The sequence below is a fragment of the Bacillus sp. 9.4 genome, assembly GCF_055486415.1.
In genome coordinates this window covers 727,422-743,527 of sequence record NZ_JBVFMU010000001.1, presented here as the reverse complement: position 1 = coordinate 743,527, position 16,106 = coordinate 727,422, and the positions used below count along the sequence as shown (strand labels likewise).

The window sequence follows — 16,106 nt, the reverse complement described above, 5'->3', positions numbered from 1 at the left end:
GGAGCTATCGATTATTCGAATAGGGAGCAAAACTGGAGAAGGGGAGATAAGATCGAAATGTTGGTAATGTATTGTGGTTGTGGTGAAATTATCAAGACCGTATCGTATCAATGTGATGATTGATAACCCGATTCAAATTAGCTTTGAAAATGTAGGAGTATTTAGATTTCCAGAGTCAGTGGATGAAATTACGAAAAAAAAGCAAACTGCCTGTCAAAGTTTGCTTTTTGCTCTATCAATGAGGTGCGCCTATATTTTTATATCCTCTTGGCAAAGCTGATTTAAAAGCTGCTTAACCGAAATTTCCTCAGTCAATGACCGTATCCCTTGACCTGCCCATAAAGACATCTGATCATGGTTATTTTGAAGTGAAGCCTGCTGTCTCATTGCCTTCGTTAGTGTATTTTGATAAGGGTACGGAAGGGTTTGTGTCTCAAACTGTTCTTTTTCTTCCATCCATTTATTTACGATTCCTCTGGCCTCTTTACCTGAAAATAATGTCGTAAGCTTTGTATCTGCTTCGTTTGCTTCTAGTATTTTCTGTTTATGTACTGGATGTGCGTTACTCTCGTGACAAATTAAAAAGGCAGAACCGATTTGAACTCCTTGGGCTCCAAGGGTTAAAGCTGCTTTTACTCCTCTGTGGTCTATCATTCCCCCAGCAGCTATGACAGGTACGCTCAGTGCATCTGCTGCTTGTGGAATCAGAGCCATTAAACCTACGGCAGATTCACCTTTGGAAGGTAAGAATGCTCCGCGATGTCCACCGGCTTCACTTCCTTGAAGGACTACTATATCCATTCCCCGTTCTTCCATTAACAATGCTTCTTCTACTGTTGAAGCGGTTCCTATTAAACAGCATCCAGCGGTTTTTAGCTCCTTTACTGCGTCTTCAGGCGGCAGATCAAAAGTGAATGAGCAAGCCTTAACCTTATATTTTAAAATTAGATCAATTTTTTGATAGAAGTCATCCCACTCTTCTTGTACAGATGTGAATTGATTTACTTGATTAGCTAACGGTATGTTTTCTTTCCACTTTTTAATCTGATCTTTTGGCGGCATCTCTAGACCTAGCGGAACAAACACATTAATTTGAAAAGGAGCGTCTGTCAGCTCAAACATATCTTTTATCTGTTGTTCTAGTAGGTCTGGCGTAAGATACCCCGATGCTAAGCTGCCAAGAGCACCTTGATTCGAAACTGCAGATGCAAGTCGGGGCTTTGTAATACCGCCAGCCATTGGAGCTTGAATAATCGGTTTTGTTAAGGAAAACTTCTTCATAAATTCATTCATACCGAATCCCCCCGTTAAGACATGATTTTTGAAAAAAGTGTCATTTTTAAGTTTACTCAAAAACTCGTATTCGCTTAAATATATCGTTTTCCTTCTTTTTGTCAATCTCTCATACTAGTTAACATGTCGATAAAGCAGGGGGATTAAAGTGTGTCAAAGATAGTGTCGTCCCATGGCGGCTCTACAAAAAAACCTGTAACAACTGAATATTCATGAAGTCCTTCATAGTTGATATCTGATTTTGAGATGTCTTGCATCGTAACTTTGAATGATATATAGGAGAACTTCATGTAAAATAAAGCTTAGAAGAATACATCACATTCAAGAGTAGAAAAATCTAGATCAATATTCGGTTTTATAGTTAGATATTAAGGCTGAAACGGAGGAACATGTAATGCGAAGTGAACAGGAAATGATGGACATTTTTTTGGACTTTGCTTTGAACGATGAGAGAATCCGATTGGTCACTTTGGAAGGGTCACGTACAAACAGAAATATCCCTCCTGACAACTTCCAAGATTATGACATCTCGTATTTTGTAACTGATGTAGAATCTTTTAAAGAAAATGATCAGTGGCTCGAAATCTTTGGGAAGCGCATTATGATGCAAAAACCAGAAGATATGGAGCTTTTTCCTCCCGAATTAGGTAATTGGTTCTCATACATTATTCTTTTTGAGGATGGCAACAAATTAGATCTAACCCTTATTCCAATTCGTGAAGCAGAAGATTATTTTGCTAATAACGATGGTTTGGTTAAGGTCTTGCTCGATAAGGATTCGTTCATCAACTATAAAGTGACCCCAAATGATCGCCAATACTGGATGAAAAAGCCGACTGCAAGGGAATTTGATGATTGCTGTAATGAGTTCTGGATGGTTTCGACTTACGTAGTAAAAGGATTAGCAAGAAATGAAATCCTTTTTGCCATTGACCATTTAAATGAAATTGTACGTCCTAATTTACTGAGAATGATGGCCTGGCATATCGCATCTCAGAAAGGGTATTCATTTAGTATGGGGAAGAACTATAAATTTATGAAACGGTACCTTTCAAATAAAGAATGGGAGGAACTCATGTCTACATATTCTGTGAATGGGTATCAGGAAATGTGGAAGTCTTTATTTATTTGCTATGCATTATTTAGAAAGTATTCAAAAGCTGTATCAGAAGGTCTTGCATATAAGTATCCTGATTACGATGAAGGTATCACTAAGTATACGGAAGGTATTTATTGCTCAGTAAAGTGATAAGAATATAGGATTGTCTTCATATGATATTTGATTCTCGCTGACAATGGAGACCAAGTAGTCAGATGTTTGTAAAAAGATGCGTAAATCGTTACGTTTAAGAATGTCTACGCATTTTACTATGATTATTCTTGTCCGAAATTTTTGTTCTTTTTAACGAAACGAAGCATTATAATTAACCTATAGGCACATTAAAAAAATAAAAGAATGTAAAGGAGGATTTTTGTGTTCCAAACCTTAGACCATTTTTTGAAATCTTGGGAGTTCGAAGCAGATGCTACACAGAAACTATTAAATAGTCTAACTGATGAATCACTTAAACAAGAAATAACTTCACAAAATTGGACTCTGGGCCGTATTGCTTGGCATACTGTTGCTGCCATTCGCATCATTACCTCAAACACAGACTTAACGTTCCATGCCCCAGCTGAAGATTATCCTGTTCCAACTTCGGCTCAGTTTATAGCTGACAGCTATCATCAAGCCAGTAATGCATTTGTACAGGCATTAAAAACCCAATGGACTGACCATACACTTCAAGAACGTATCAACTTTATCGGACAACAATTGCCTAACGGTTCACTTTTGATGTTTTTGATTCAACATCAAAATCACCATCGGGGACAAATGACTGTTCTTATGAGACAAGCAGGTTTAACTGTTCCAGGTATTTATGGTCCAGCAAAAGAAGAATGGGTAAAATTTGGTTTGGAAGCCCCGAAAATGTAATCAACCTTTTTATAAAAAAGCTACGCTATGACAACATATAAGAAGATGTTTTGATCTATCTTTTTTCAAAACATGTTCTTTTTTTGTTCGTTTACCAATGATAAGAACATATTCGAATCATTTTTATTCCAAACACTTCAAATGACAACGTTCTTCTGCTTTATTGTTGGCCTATTCCCAACGATGTAAGTATAATTTTTAATGCTGTCTAATCTTCTAGATACACATATCTATAGATTCCTCTCTAACAAAACCCCCGCTTTTTCTGCCATCACTCGAGGTGGGTAAGGCATTGCATTCTTCAACCACCATTCGACTACTCCTACGTATGCATTTGCAACAAATTCGATCTATGGCTCAGAAATTCCAATGAAACATTCAGGTGTTGCTCAATTTGGACTAGAAGCAGCTGCGCCAAAAGGAAGCCTATTGGAAGAGTCTAGCTAAGTTGCAACAAATGGATATAAGAGAGGAACGTCTTCTCAAAAGGGAAGGCAATTTATTTACTGTAATTCATACAATGAGTAAAGCCTCCAAGGTATATTCTTTACTTCGTTCGACAAATTCTGCAAATTGTAGACAACTTCCTGATTATTTGGATAATTAACTGGATAGGAGGGGAAAAGTTGTCATATTTCATTATACTTATCATCGTTCTATTAATCGGAGCATTGGTCACAGCAGCAGTCGGTATCATCTCTTCAAAAGTAGAGGTAATCTCGCCGAAAACTACAATAGAATCTAAAGAGGAAGAACAGAAAAGTTTTTATACGCTGAAATAAAGCAGAGAAAGAGCATCTCCTACGGGGGTGTTTTTTATAGAGGAGTTGAAAAAACTGAATCAGACTAATTTACTTTTAAGATTCACCCTTGAAATGGCTGCACTAATCTCCTTAGGGGTGTTTGCTTGGATAAGCTTTAATGGTTATTTTAAATATGTTTTAACTTTGGTTTTACCTATTGCAGTTATGATTGTCTGGTCTGTATTTGCAGTACCTCATGATCCTAGTCGAAGCGGACAAACTGTAATAGCTGTAAACGGGGTAACAAGGTTAGTTATTGAATTATTGATCTTTGCAATGGCTGTTGCAGCGCTTTATTTTAGTCATTTAAAACCAGTTGGTATTGTCTTTTTATGTCTAATAATACTCCACTACATCTTTTCAGCTGAGCGTATCAAATGGCTTCTAAATCAATAGTTTTTAATTTCGGCACTCGTTATTTGAGTGCTTTTTATCATTCTCTGTAGAGCCAGTGATTCTCAGATTAGATTATTGAAGGTTAACGGCTTGGGCACAGTTGCAGTTTAGAACGCATTTTCCAATAAAGAAGGCGCTCATTTGAAATTCATCATTAAACAATTGTACAAAAGTAAAATTTGTATTTAGAATGTAGTAATAAATAGAAATTCTACGTAGGAGGGTATCTTGTGGAAGAAAAGAAAGCTTTAATCATTGTGGATGTACAAAAAGCCTTCGATGATAAAAAATGGGGGGAACGGAATAACGTAAAGGCGGAAGAAAACATTAGTAATATACTAAAATTATGGAGAGAAAAAGGATGGACAGTCATATACATACAACACACTTCTGATAAACCTCATTCTTTATTCCATCCAAAGAATGAAGGGTTTGCGATAAAGGAAATAGTTAAGCCTATGGATGAAGAAGTCATTATAACCAAGACAGTAAATAGCAGCTTTATTGGTACGAATTTAGAAGAATTCTTAAAATTAAATGAAATAACCACTGTAGTCATAACTGGTTTAACCACGCCTCACTGTGTATCAACCACCACAAGAATGAGTGGTAATTTAGGGTTTGATACATACCTGATTTCAGATGCAACAGCAGCCTTCGGAATGAGAGACCAAAATGATACATATTATGATGCGGCGACTATTCATAATATATCTCTAGCTACATTGCATGATGAATTTGCCACAATATTGACAACTGATCAATTAATAAATGATTTTATAAAAACTCACTGATGAAAAACATTTTGGCACAGTAAAACGGCAGGCGTCTTTCCAATAGGAAGGGCGCTTTAATTCGATTTCATGCTTTACTTGCTCAATAGAACTATTAATCACAGGCAGCACCTCGGCTGAAATCTCAATTTCTTCCAAACCGCACTTCCACATAACAAAGGCACCCATGCCTGCCCTTCGCCTTTGTTGTGTCATTGAAAACGTGATTCATTAAGTTATATGGGACGGCTGACAATTAAACCCCTTCTGTAGAAGAAGGGGAGAGGAGAGGTACATTCAGTTACCTCATTTTAGGTCCATTTTTACAGTCTTTTTATGATGGTTTCAGCTGATGAAACAAAATAAAGCCTTACTGATTTAAGAATCAAACTATTTTGTGGATCAAAACGCTAGTGTATTATATTTCGAGATGTTTAATTAATTTAGCTGGATTGCCCCCAACTATAACATTATCTGGCACATTTTTAGTAACAACAGCACCAGCAGCAATAACCACATTGTTACCTATCGTAACTCCTGGATTAATGACTGAGCTTCCTCCGATCCATACATTATTTCCAAAAGTAATGGGTTTTCCATATTCTAACCCTGAATTGCGTTCGGTTGGATGAAGAGGGTGTGTTGCCGTATAGATTTGTACACTAGGGCCAAGCATACAATTGTCACCAAATCGCACTTCACATACATCTAAAATTGTACAATCAAAATTTGCGAAAAAGTTATCACCTACATAAGTGTTATACCCATAGTCGAACCTAATATTGGGTTCCATATATACGTTTTCTCCAGATGAACCAAGTAACTTTTTCAATAAATTAACCCGTTTAACTATTTCAGTTTCTGTAGTTTGATTGTAAATTCTAACAAGTTGTCTTGCTGTTTGTCTGTCTTTTGCTAACTCGGAGTCCGACGGATCATATAAATCTCCGGCTAACATTTTCTCTTTTTCTTTTATCATTAATATCATCCTTGTTATGTTTAAAAGTTGGTACTTGCAAGAGATAGTAATATGAGTGGATTATTTCTAAGTTCTTATTTCTCTTGGATTTCCTTCCTAGCAGAAATAAAGTTCAGTACATGCTGTCTGCCCGGTGCAGCGTGAATTGCTCCTTTTACAGAAGCAGTGAGAGCCCCGCTTGCATTTGCAAACGTGAGCAAGCGTCGGTGATGTTTACTTATTTGTTCGCATAGCGTCTCCTTTGATATGCCGATTGACATCAATTCAGATAAAAAACCGCCGATAAAGGCATCACCCGCACCGGTTGTATCCGAAACAGCGACTTTAAACCCTTTATGTTTGTGCGACTCGCCATTTTTTAAATAAATCGCCGCACCGTTGTTACCTTTTGTCAGAACAACGACGTTAACAAGTCCGGTGAAAAGCGATGTGACCGCTTCTTGTTCGTTATCAATGTTTGTGATAAACTGCAGCTCCTCATTAGACACTTTTACGATATCCGCAAGAGGCAGAAACCTCTGAATCGTTTCACGGCAGCTTGCCTCATCAGGCCATAAAGGAAGCCTGATATTGGGGTCAAAGCTTATGATTCCACCTATTCTTTGAAAGTCCTCAATAACTTTGATATGGGCTTGTTTCATTGTACTGTCAACTAAATCGATTGAACAAAAGTGAAGCATATCTCCTTGATTAAACCTTTCTGACATCAATTCATCCGGTGAAAGCAGCAAATCGGCGGCATTTTTTTGATAAAAATGGAAACTCCTTTCCCCAGACTTGTCTACAGATACAAATGCCAATCCGGTTTCACCTTCATCGCTTTGAATAATATAAGAGGTATCTACGCCATTTTCTTTAAGTACGCCAACTATATAATCCCCGAAATGATCGTTAGCAATCTTCGTCAGCATGACGGCATGCGCGCCGTATTTTGCAGCTGCGATTGCCGCATTCATTGGCGCACCGCCGGCAACGCGCTCAAAGGTAGTGACATCTTGTAAAGCCTTTTCTTTTTGGACTGGAATGAAATCAACCAGTGTTTCACCGATGCAAAATATTTTTTTCAAGTGATTCATCTTCCTTCCAGATGTCTTTTAAAGTCCAATAAGTGAATTCCTCAACCCTTACAACGCCTTTCTCAGAAAAAAGCTCAATTCCCAATCGATTTTTTTTCGGATAAATGCGGCTAGTCATCGTTATTTCTCCATGGTTTGCGAATACTTCTATCGAGGATCTGTCAATAAATATACGCAGTGTCAGCTTTCCATTTGCTTCTAGCGGCGCATTTCTCACACTGTCTCGCGATTTCCCCATTTTAGAACAATCGAGTAAGAGCTTTTGATCAGTTATGCTGTATTTGATAGCTGTTTCTTCTTCTTCAAGGCCGCGAATCTTCAAACCTACTGATTCGGCACTGCAATCTCTTAAGTCATATACGACTTGAATTTCAAGAAGCTCTTCGGCTGTTTTTGCCAGGTAACCCCCTGAAATCAACTGATTAGCACAATCCAGATGTTTTGATTTTCGCAACAACTTAGTTTCTTCCACAGGATTCATTAAAATTTTATGATCCTTCCGCAATGTTAATTCTCTCGGCAATGTCAAAGCACCGCACCATCCATCGGCTTTTGTCGGCATCTCAGACTCCCACATATCCATCCAGCCTATGGCAATTCTGCGTCCTTTATCGTCTAATAACGTTTGTACAGCATAAAAGTCATGGCCGTAATCCAGCTCTGTAAAAGCACCGTACACAAATTCGTTTGTTTCATCATCATATTCTCCAATTAAATAACCGGTTTGATGTAAATTCTTATATAAATCACCGTCTGCTTCAATGCCTTGAGGAGAAATCAGCAAGACATGTTTGTCGCCCAATTTGAAGAAGTCAGGACATTCCCACATATAGCCGAGATTTCCATCACTTTGGGCAAGAACACCTTTGTATTCCCAATCTCGCAAATTAGGCGAGCGGTATAAAATAACTCGCCCGACGTTTTCTTTCGTTGAATTACCGACTACCATATACCAGCTGTCCCGATGCTTCCATACTTTAGGATCGCGGAAATGGCGGGAGCTGTCTTCCGGCGGTTTCGCGATGACAGGGTTTTCCTGAAGCTTTTCAAACACGATCCCATCTTGACTGACAGCGATATTTTGATTTTGATAGAAAATGTCCTTCTCTTGATCTATCACATTATGCCCTGTATAAATTAAAGCAAGTTTTCCATTATAATCTACCGCGCTTCCTGAGAAACAGCCGCTTTTATCAAAAGAGTCACCAGGGGCTAAAGCGACCGGGAGATGTTCCCAATGAATGAGATCTTTGCTTTTTACATGGCCCCAATGCATTTGTGCCCAATTCTCATCATACGGATGATGCTGATAAAAGACATGGTATTCTCCTTTATAGTGTATAAGCCCGTTCGGGTCATTTATCCAGTTTGCCCGAGGCATAATATGGTACCCTAATCGATAACGTGTGTTCATCTTTTCCTCCGCTTTTTTCAACGCTTCCTCTGCCTGTTTGATTCTATCCATTTGTGACATCCTCTCTATATCTGTTTTTTCGAAAAGGCTGAGTATACGCAACACCTTTCTTCGAATCTAATAAAGTGAAAATTGAAATAATTGTGAAGCACAAAGCCAGGGTTCCCATGAAAAGATAAGTGTGACGGAAACCTATACTATCGTATAAACCTCCCGCAATCGGGGAGAAAATCGATGTACCAACTTGAGATGCAAATTGAAAGCCGACAAGGTAAAGAACTGATGAAAGCCGTGTATCAAAATTCGCGGCTAAATATTTGAAAATCGCAATCAGCATGATTGGCAATTCTAAAGCATGAATAAGTTTCATCGACGAAATTCCGAACGGCCCGATGACAATTCCAGACCCAATAATACGGAAAGACATTAAAAGCCCCGCGAGAATCAAGCTTTTTTTAGGACCGAGTCTATTAACAATAAAGGGGGCTAAGAACAACATGCCCGCTTCAATAAATACTTGAAATGAGTTTAAATATCCATATATTTGATTCCCCATAGCTGAAGTGGGAAATAAAGAAGCGTAGTAAATCGGGAATTGCTGATCATAGACGCCGTACACACATGTCACTCCGATTACGTACAACATTAAAAACCAAAAGTCTTTTAATAGAAAAAGTCCTCCTACGTCTTTTAATCGGATCGAATCCGCTCTTTCCTTATCATAATCTGTCATCTCAATTTTTATGGACATAATAATGGCCACCAATATGACTGCTGAAAGGGAGGCAATCCAGAAATTGATATTCGGATTGATATTGAACAGCTGTCCTGCAAAAAAAGTTGCTGCCGCCCAGCCAAGTGAACCCCACATCCTTGTCTTGCCGTATTCGAACTGATATTTTCGGCTGACCTTTTCAATATAGGTTTCAATAGCGCCAACTCCCGCAAGAAAAGCAGTTCCTAAATAAATACCACCGACAATGGCGCCGAGGAAGACATCATATTGTAAAAGCGGCCCGTAGATAAAGATATAAAACGGCCCGGTAAAAACAATAAGTATACTAATCATAAATAATATGTTTTTCTTCAGCCCAAGTTTATCAGAGATAAAGCCATATAAAGGCTGCATGCATAAAGTAAAGATAGCGTTTACAGAAAAGATGATCCCAGTCGCCGATCCATTCAATTTGACTTCCTGTCCCAACCAAATCGCAAACAAAGAGTAGCTGGAAGACCAGGTAAAAAAGAAAAAGAAGAGATAAGCGCTCAGTTTCCAATACAGACTTTTTGAGCCTTTCATTTCTACAGCTCCTTTTAACCCAACATTGATATCTACTTAATACCTGTTCCTGAACCGCTAAGACCTTCCAAAATGTAGCGCTGAGCCACAATATAAATCAAGATCAATGGGATGGTGGAAATCGTCAAGACAGCCATAACTTGATTTGTGTAGACAGGCTCTGTGCTGTTGATAGCTGTAATCGCAACTTGAATCGGAAATTTCGACTTATCCGTCAAAACCATTAGCGGCCAAATATAATCATTCCAGCTGCCGATAAAGGCTAAGGTTCCGACAGTTGCTACAGCTGGTTTAGACATCGGTATCATAATCCGCCAGAAGATTTGCCATGTATTTGCCCCGTCAAGCTTGGCCGATTCAATCATTTCCTCCGGAATTGCCATGAAAAAGTTTCGGAACAGATAAATATTGAATGCCCCCGCTAATGCCGGCAAAATAACGGCAAGGCGTGTATCGACCAGACCGATTTTATGAATAATTGTAAACTGTGAGATTAAAATCGTTTCAAACGGCACAATTAAAAGCGCCAACAAAATGCCAAAGAGCATCTTTTTCCCTGAAAATTGCAGCTTGGCGAATGCAAACCCTGCCATTCCGTTAATCACAACAGATCCAACTGCTACGCACAAACCATAAAAAAGACTGTTACCAATATACATAAGCAAATCAAACCGAGTCAGCACTTCCCTATAGGACGAAAACCATTCTGCCAGATGAAGAGAGGGCAGAAATGCTTTAAAGCTGTTCATATTGTTGTAAATTTCCGCTTCCGGTTTCATGGAAGATGCAATCATCCAAATTAGCGGAAAGATAAATAGAACGGCCAGCAAAGCAAGACACGTATACTCCAGAATTGTCAAAGGCCCGAACTTACGTCTCAATGGTCTTCATCCTCCTTAACCAGCTTGCGTTGTGCGAGTGTCACCAATCCAATAATCGTTCCAAACAAGAGCGCGATCGAGCTTGCATATCCGACCATCCGATCGGTAAATCCAGTTTGATAAATATAATAGACAACGGTCATCGTTGAATTGACTGGTCCGCCCTGGGTCATGACCATGGGCTGAACAAGGAGTTTAAACGCGCTGATCAGCGTTGTGATAAAGATAAAAACAGATGTCGGTTTTAACAATGGTAATGTAATGTAAATAAAACGCTGCCATTTATTCATACCATCTAATTGTGCCGCCTCGTAGACATCCTCGGGAATGTTTTGCAAACCAGCTAAAAAAATGAGCATCTGAAAACCTGCTCCCTGCCAAGCGGAAACGACAACGATCGTAAAGATTGCTTGCTTAGGGCTCGTCAAGAAAGGCTGTGGTGATAGACCGAAGTGCGCCAATATATTATTTATCATACCTTCATTCGGATTCAGCAAGTACATCCACAAAACGGAGATGACAACCAGTGACATGACGACAGGACTAAAGTATGCGACTTTGAAAAATGCGTTGGCTTTGCGCTTTTTATTCAATAGGAGGGCAAGCCCAAGTGCTGCCCCGATCTGTAACGGTATCAATAAGACAACAAATTTTATGGTGTTGCCCAAACTTTTTAAGAATATTGGGTCCTGAAAAAGTTTGATGAAATTATCAAAGCCAATAAACTTACGCAAATCAGGCGTCAACAAATAGTAATCTGTAAATGCGTAGTACACAGCCATGATAGAAGGAATCACAAGAAACATTAATAAAATAAGCAACGCCGGTCCTAAGAACATATATGCGACTGCGTTTTCCCGCCAGCGTATTTTATTCACTGTCTTTCTTTCTATTGGCAAGGCCGGTCTAGTCTCTTTCAATATTGTTTTATTCATGGCGTCCACCTGCTAGTTTGCCTTATCGATGGCAGATTGCATTTCTTTTACACGTGTATCCAGCACTTTTTGAATATCCTGATTTTGATCATAAAAGCTAATATCATCGATTGTTTGTTGAAATGCTCGAGTTACCTGCGGATATGCCGGTGTCACCGGACGTGCATGGCCTGTTTCTTTCAGCTGCTGCATAAAGACATTCATCTCATCAGAAAATTCTTTTGTCAGCACTTTCTCTGAAGAATAACGTACAGGCAGGGCGGCGATTGATCGGCTCAATTCGATATTGGATTCCTTATTAGTCATCCAATCTACTAATTTTGCTGCCCATTCTTTATTTTCAGACGCTTGTGTCATTGCGAACTGCCAGCTTCCTGAAGGAGAGACAAGCTTTTTGGTTTTTGGCGATACAGGATATGGCATTACTCCATAATCGACATTAGAAAAGTTTGTTTTCATATCGGTTATTGTCCACACACCGCTCATCTTCATCGGGTATTTCTCCGTTTCAAACGCTTGTTTGACAGGAGTACGTGTTGTATAGCCTTCTTTAAGCATCGTTTGTATAAACGTCATCGCTTCAACTGTTGGTTTTTTGTTAAAGACGCCATCCGCTTTCTTCCCGTTTTCTGAAAGAATATCCCCACCAGCTGACCAAACAAACGGTAAGAGCGCATAAGACAATATTTCGTCTTTTGACTGTAATTGCATATCGATGGCTGGTTTATCGTATTTATTTTTCAGCTTTTCGCAAAGCTCAAGAAATTCTTTCCATGTCCAAGGATCTTTCACTGTTGGCAGCGTTTTCAAATCAACCCCGGCATCCTTAAGCATTTTTTTGTTATAGTAGATGCCGACCGACGATTCACTGACGCCGATGGCATACAGTTTCCCTTGGTAGGTGCCTTGCTGCTTAATACTTGGCAATAAATCATCCTGGTCTTTAATAAACTCATCCAAAGGTGCAATAACGCCAGATTTCGCATAAGCCGCAGTATTTGGTCCGTCCAAAGTGATGACATCAGGCAGGGTGTTCGTTGTTAGTGCCGCATTCACTTTGTCTTCATAACCTCCACCGTTGCCGCTTCGGGGAATGAATTCAATTTTCGCCTCGACATTTTCTGAAGCGTACTTTTTATTAAAAGCATCCACCCGCTTTTGATAAACCTTTCCTTCCTCATTATCATCCGATACGTGCACCCACATTGTAACCGTTTTCTTTACGCTGCTATTTGCGCTTTCGCTTTTGTTACAACCCCAGACTGCAAACATGAGCAGCAACGACAAACTTCCTAACATCAACCTTTTCATATTCATTAATTTCCCTCCTTTTGCACAAAAATGTAAAAGCGCTTTCAAGAAGAATTGTATGTCAACCGGTTTCTTATGTCAACCGGTTGACATAAATTTATGCATAATTCTAAATTTAAAGAACGAACTTGAGTATATACTACGAACTATGGAAAATCCTTGCACATGTCAGGCTGATTCTCTAAAATAAGTGCGTGACGAGAATTGTAAGCCATTTCAGTAAAAGCAGGGGGAAAGGGAATGAAGCCTAGCATTCACGATGTTGCAAAATTAGCGGGAGTTTCATCTACAACCGTTTCGAGGGTATTAAATAATCGCGGCTATATAAGCGAAAAAACAAAAGATAAAGTTTACAAGGCGATGGAAGAAATCAATTACTTTCCAAATGATTTGGCCCGTTCTTTATTTCGAAAGCGCACCAATTTAATAGGGCTTATCATTCCAAACTCCAGCAATCCGTTTTTCGGCGAACTCGCCTTTTATATTGAAAGCATCTGCACGTCCATGGGCTACAAACTGCTGCTTTGCAACAGTTTAAATCGAATAGATAAAGAAGAAAAATATCTCGAAATGCTGATCAGAAATCAAGTGGATGGCGTCATCGCCGTCACTTACAACAGGGGAATACTCAATTATCACCAGCAAAATCTGCCGATTGTCGCAATTGACCATTACTTATCGGAAACAGTTCCTGTCGTCGGCTCAGACAACTTTGACGGAGGCAAAAAGGCAGCAGAACTATTGATAAAAAAGGACTGTCAGCACATCATTCACATCAATGGGCCGATTGAACTTGAAACGCCTGCAAATCTCAGGAGAAAAGCATATGAAGATGTGATGCGTGAACACGGAAGACAGCCTATTACATATGAAGTGTCATTTCATGATAACTACAGGAACATTATTTCAAAACTATTTGATGAACAGCCTGCAGTTGACGGGATTTTTGCCAGTGATGATATCATAGCTGCAGGAGTCATTACGGAAGCCAAAAAACGCGGAAAAGACATTCCAGGTCAATTAAAAGTGATTGGTTATGACGGTACAGAAACCATTCAGGCTATTCTGCCAGAATTGACTACTATTCAACAGCCGATCGAATTAATTTCCAAAACGGCCATTGAGATTTTAGAAAAACAAATTGAAGGCGAATTTGATGATTTACCACTTGAAACATATTTGCCCATACAGCTTTCCGAAGGTGGGACGACGTAATAAACATGTTAGAAGAGTTCCATGGAGTTAGTTAGATGATCTGTTTTTATAGATGGCCTTTTAACGCTTCTAATTGATTTGCTTGTTCTACATTTGATACGTATAAAATGAGAAACAAGATTTGATTTTGAATTTTGAACCAAAATTATTCTCTTGTTAAAAATTTGTTATAAGGTTTGAGAAAGATTATTTGCAGAGGATCTATTTCAAAAAGAAAACATACCAAATGATATTGGTATGTTTTTATTTATATGTTGATTCTCTTAAAGGTATCCAAACATGCCACCAATGCCATGTGCGTGTAGCTACCCGAGCTAACTATATCTAATAGATTCGAGAACTGGTTTGTTTTCGCGATTCGCTTTTTCATTACTTCTTTCCCAGCGGGACCAAATTCACAAGGGTATAGCATGTGAAATAACACAGGACCTCTCTGCGCAATCTATTGGATTTACACAAAGTCTCCTTCTTTACATGCTAATCTTCAAATTTTAATAACAATTGATGAATGTTATTAGAGATACAAGTAGGTGTTTTTATCATCCCATTGTTAATCCATTCTTCTATAATTCCTACCACACCTGAAACGATAAATGTTGTTTCAAATTTCTCAATTTCGGTAATTGATTTTGCTGATTGTATCATGCTCAATTCCTCAATCATTTTTGTTTTGAAAAACTCTTTTAGTTTGTTGATTGAAAGGACATTCATTTTTGGTTTTGTTAACAATGTGAAAATTTCGACGTTTTGGTATATGTATTCTGTCGTTTTTTCTATAAAGGTCAGTATGTTCAGTGGATCATCACTTGGAAAAGATGCATCATAAATGCTTCCTAGCTGTTGAAATATTTCGTCTTCGATCTGTTCATACAAGTCAAAAACGTCTTTGTAGTGAAGATAAAAGGTGCCTCGGCCTATATCGGCTTCTTTAGATAATTCGGAAACAGTTATTTTGTTGATTTCTTTTTTCTGAAGCAACTTTAAAAAGGCATGTTTTATAGCACTTTTTGTCTTGATTGATCGTCTGTCCCCCATAGCATCCTCCGTTAATATACAATTTATTAAGTATTGTTCATTAATGAACATGTACAGCTAAATTGCAGATTGATACTCAAATTTTCTTACCATTATAATGAACATGTGTTCATGAGTCAAAAAATGGTTTAGTGGAAAAGGAGGTGCATCAATGTTTCTTTATCGACAAGCAAGAGCAGATGAAGTAAGCAAAGTGGCAAAGCTATTCCATCAATCTTTCAATCAATATCCTTTTATGGATTTACTCGTAAAACGCGAAAAAAAAGATCATTCATTTATTTTTGAAATGCATAAAGTACTAACAAGAGCATATTTTAAAAAGCATTTCTTTTTTTGTTGACATTCAGAATGGTGAAATTGTTGTTGCCGCTCTATTAAAACATCGTGATAAACCCGACATTAACTTGATCGATTATATAGCAGCAGGGGGGATAACAATAATCAAAATGGGGGGATTTTCAGTATTGAACATGTTGACGGTGACTAATGAGGCTAAACAATCTTCCAAATCCTTAAAAGAGCCGGCATGGTATTTAGAAGTATTAGGAGTTTCGCCATCTTATCAGGGAAAGAGTTTGGGCAGCAAAATGATTAATAACTGTCTCATACCTTTTATTTCAAAATGCGGGGGCGGCATCTTGGCCCTTATCACGAATACTGACCTCAATAGATCATTTTACAAAACGTACTGATTTTATATTTAAAGATTATCATAAC

General features: G+C 38.5%; 18 protein-coding genes and 2 pseudogenes. 9 read left to right on the top strand and 11 right to left on the bottom strand.

Going from position 1 to position 16,106, the window contains the following annotated elements; translation table 11 throughout:
* Nucleotides 1-249: 249 nt before the first annotated feature.
* Nucleotides 250-1,293, bottom strand: a complete 1,044-nt coding sequence (locus tag ACZ07B_RS04580; RefSeq protein WP_167559431.1) for a nitronate monooxygenase — start codon at nt 1,291-1,293, stop codon at nt 250-252.
* A 394-nt stretch (nt 1,294-1,687) separates the two neighbouring features.
* On the opposite strand from ACZ07B_RS04580, the gene aadK reads away from it, so the two are divergent.
* Together aadK and ACZ07B_RS04570 are read left to right on the top strand one after the other, a co-directional pair.
* Nucleotides 1,688-2,542, top strand: coding sequence for an aminoglycoside 6-adenylyltransferase AadK (gene aadK / locus ACZ07B_RS04575; RefSeq protein ID WP_217019452.1), 855 nt, complete (start codon nt 1,688-1,690; stop codon nt 2,540-2,542).
* A 225-nt stretch (nt 2,543-2,767) separates the two neighbouring features.
* A complete protein-coding gene (locus tag ACZ07B_RS04570; protein ID WP_086344116.1) occupies nt 2,768-3,271 on the top strand; it encodes a DinB family protein in 504 nt (167 codons plus the stop codon).
* A 230-nt stretch (nt 3,272-3,501) separates the two neighbouring features.
* On the opposite strand, the pseudogene ACZ07B_RS04565 reads toward ACZ07B_RS04570, so the two are convergent.
* Nucleotides 3,502-3,621: pseudogene (locus ACZ07B_RS04565) on the bottom strand (TetR-like C-terminal domain-containing protein); the annotation flags it as partial.
* Between ACZ07B_RS04565 and ACZ07B_RS04560 the strand changes: the two are divergent.
* The 4 genes and pseudogenes from ACZ07B_RS04560 to ACZ07B_RS04545 all read left to right on the top strand — a co-directional run.
* A pseudogene (locus ACZ07B_RS04560) lies at nt 3,620-3,761 on the top strand (sigma-70 family RNA polymerase sigma factor); the annotation flags it as partial. The pseudogenes ACZ07B_RS04565 and ACZ07B_RS04560 overlap by 2 nt on opposite strands.
* A gap of 136 nt (nt 3,762-3,897) precedes the next feature.
* A complete protein-coding gene (locus ACZ07B_RS04555; protein WP_014477443.1) occupies nt 3,898-4,053 on the top strand; it encodes a hypothetical protein in 156 nt (51 codons plus the stop codon).
* Nucleotides 4,054-4,098: 45 nt separating this feature from the next.
* Nucleotides 4,099-4,470, top strand: a complete 372-nt coding sequence (locus tag ACZ07B_RS04550; protein WP_101169803.1) for a DUF2568 domain-containing protein — start codon at nt 4,099-4,101, stop codon at nt 4,468-4,470.
* 230 nt (nt 4,471-4,700) lie between these two features.
* A complete protein-coding gene (locus tag ACZ07B_RS04545) occupies nt 4,701-5,264 on the top strand; it encodes a cysteine hydrolase family protein (protein WP_464876960.1) in 564 nt (187 codons plus the stop codon).
* Here the strand turns inward: ACZ07B_RS04545 and ACZ07B_RS04540 are convergent.
* The 8 genes from ACZ07B_RS04540 to ACZ07B_RS04505 form a co-directional block, all read right to left on the bottom strand.
* Nucleotides 5,235-5,432, bottom strand: a complete 198-nt coding sequence (locus tag ACZ07B_RS04540) for a hypothetical protein (protein WP_435781893.1) — start codon at nt 5,430-5,432, stop codon at nt 5,235-5,237. The genes ACZ07B_RS04545 and ACZ07B_RS04540 overlap by 30 nt on opposite strands.
* A gap of 229 nt (nt 5,433-5,661) precedes the next feature.
* Nucleotides 5,662-6,222: a sugar O-acetyltransferase gene (locus tag ACZ07B_RS04535; RefSeq protein WP_130572615.1), complete on the bottom strand. Its 561-nt coding sequence runs from the start codon at nt 6,220-6,222 to the stop codon at nt 5,662-5,664.
* Nucleotides 6,223-6,296: 74 nt separating this feature from the next.
* Nucleotides 6,297-7,289, bottom strand: a complete 993-nt coding sequence (locus tag ACZ07B_RS04530; protein ID WP_327826454.1) for a carbohydrate kinase family protein — start codon at nt 7,287-7,289, stop codon at nt 6,297-6,299.
* Nucleotides 7,264-8,763 carry a glycoside hydrolase family 32 protein gene (locus tag ACZ07B_RS04525; protein WP_464876959.1) on the bottom strand — a complete coding sequence of 500 codons (1,500 nt, stop codon included), beginning with the start codon at nt 8,761-8,763 and terminating at the stop codon, nt 7,264-7,266. The genes ACZ07B_RS04530 and ACZ07B_RS04525 overlap by 26 nt, the downstream gene beginning before the upstream one ends.
* On the bottom strand, nt 8,756-10,012 hold the full coding sequence (locus ACZ07B_RS04520; RefSeq protein WP_124058726.1) for an MFS transporter: 1,257 nt from the start codon (nt 10,010-10,012) through the stop codon (nt 8,756-8,758). Before ACZ07B_RS04520 ends, ACZ07B_RS04525 begins: the two co-directional genes overlap by 8 nt.
* A 32-nt stretch (nt 10,013-10,044) precedes the next feature.
* Nucleotides 10,045-10,893, bottom strand: a complete 849-nt coding sequence (locus ACZ07B_RS04515; RefSeq protein ID WP_124058725.1) for a carbohydrate ABC transporter permease — start codon at nt 10,891-10,893, stop codon at nt 10,045-10,047.
* The gene (locus ACZ07B_RS04510; RefSeq protein WP_101169747.1) at nt 10,890-11,828 is read right to left on the bottom strand and encodes a carbohydrate ABC transporter permease; all 939 of its coding nucleotides are present in this window, start codon (nt 11,826-11,828) and stop codon (nt 10,890-10,892) included. Before ACZ07B_RS04510 ends, ACZ07B_RS04515 begins: the two co-directional genes overlap by 4 nt.
* 12 nt (nt 11,829-11,840) lie before the next feature.
* Complete coding sequence (locus ACZ07B_RS04505) at nt 11,841-13,145, bottom strand: ABC transporter substrate-binding protein (protein WP_464876958.1); 1,305 nt, start codon at nt 13,143-13,145, stop codon at nt 11,841-11,843.
* 234 nt (nt 13,146-13,379) lie between these two features.
* Between ACZ07B_RS04505 and ACZ07B_RS04500 the strand changes: the two genes are divergently transcribed.
* Nucleotides 13,380-14,354, top strand: a complete 975-nt coding sequence (locus ACZ07B_RS04500; RefSeq protein ID WP_101169746.1) for a LacI family DNA-binding transcriptional regulator — start codon at nt 13,380-13,382, stop codon at nt 14,352-14,354.
* A 477-nt stretch (nt 14,355-14,831) separates the two neighbouring features.
* Here ACZ07B_RS04500 and ACZ07B_RS04495 read toward each other — a convergent pair whose 3' ends face one another.
* Complete coding sequence (locus ACZ07B_RS04495; RefSeq protein ID WP_197196171.1) at nt 14,832-15,389, bottom strand: TetR/AcrR family transcriptional regulator; 558 nt, start codon at nt 15,387-15,389, stop codon at nt 14,832-14,834.
* A 151-nt stretch (nt 15,390-15,540) separates the two neighbouring features.
* On the opposite strand from ACZ07B_RS04495, the gene ACZ07B_RS04490 reads away from it, so the two are divergent.
* Entirely contained in the window at nt 15,541-15,729 is a 189-nt protein-coding gene (locus ACZ07B_RS04490) for a hypothetical protein (RefSeq protein ID WP_464876957.1), read from the top strand.
* Between the two features lie 106 nt (nt 15,730-15,835).
* The gene (locus tag ACZ07B_RS04485) at nt 15,836-16,081 is read left to right on the top strand and encodes a GNAT family N-acetyltransferase (RefSeq protein ID WP_464876956.1); all 246 of its coding nucleotides are present in this window, start codon (nt 15,836-15,838) and stop codon (nt 16,079-16,081) included.
* The last annotated feature ends 25 nt before the right edge of the window (nt 16,082-16,106 follow it).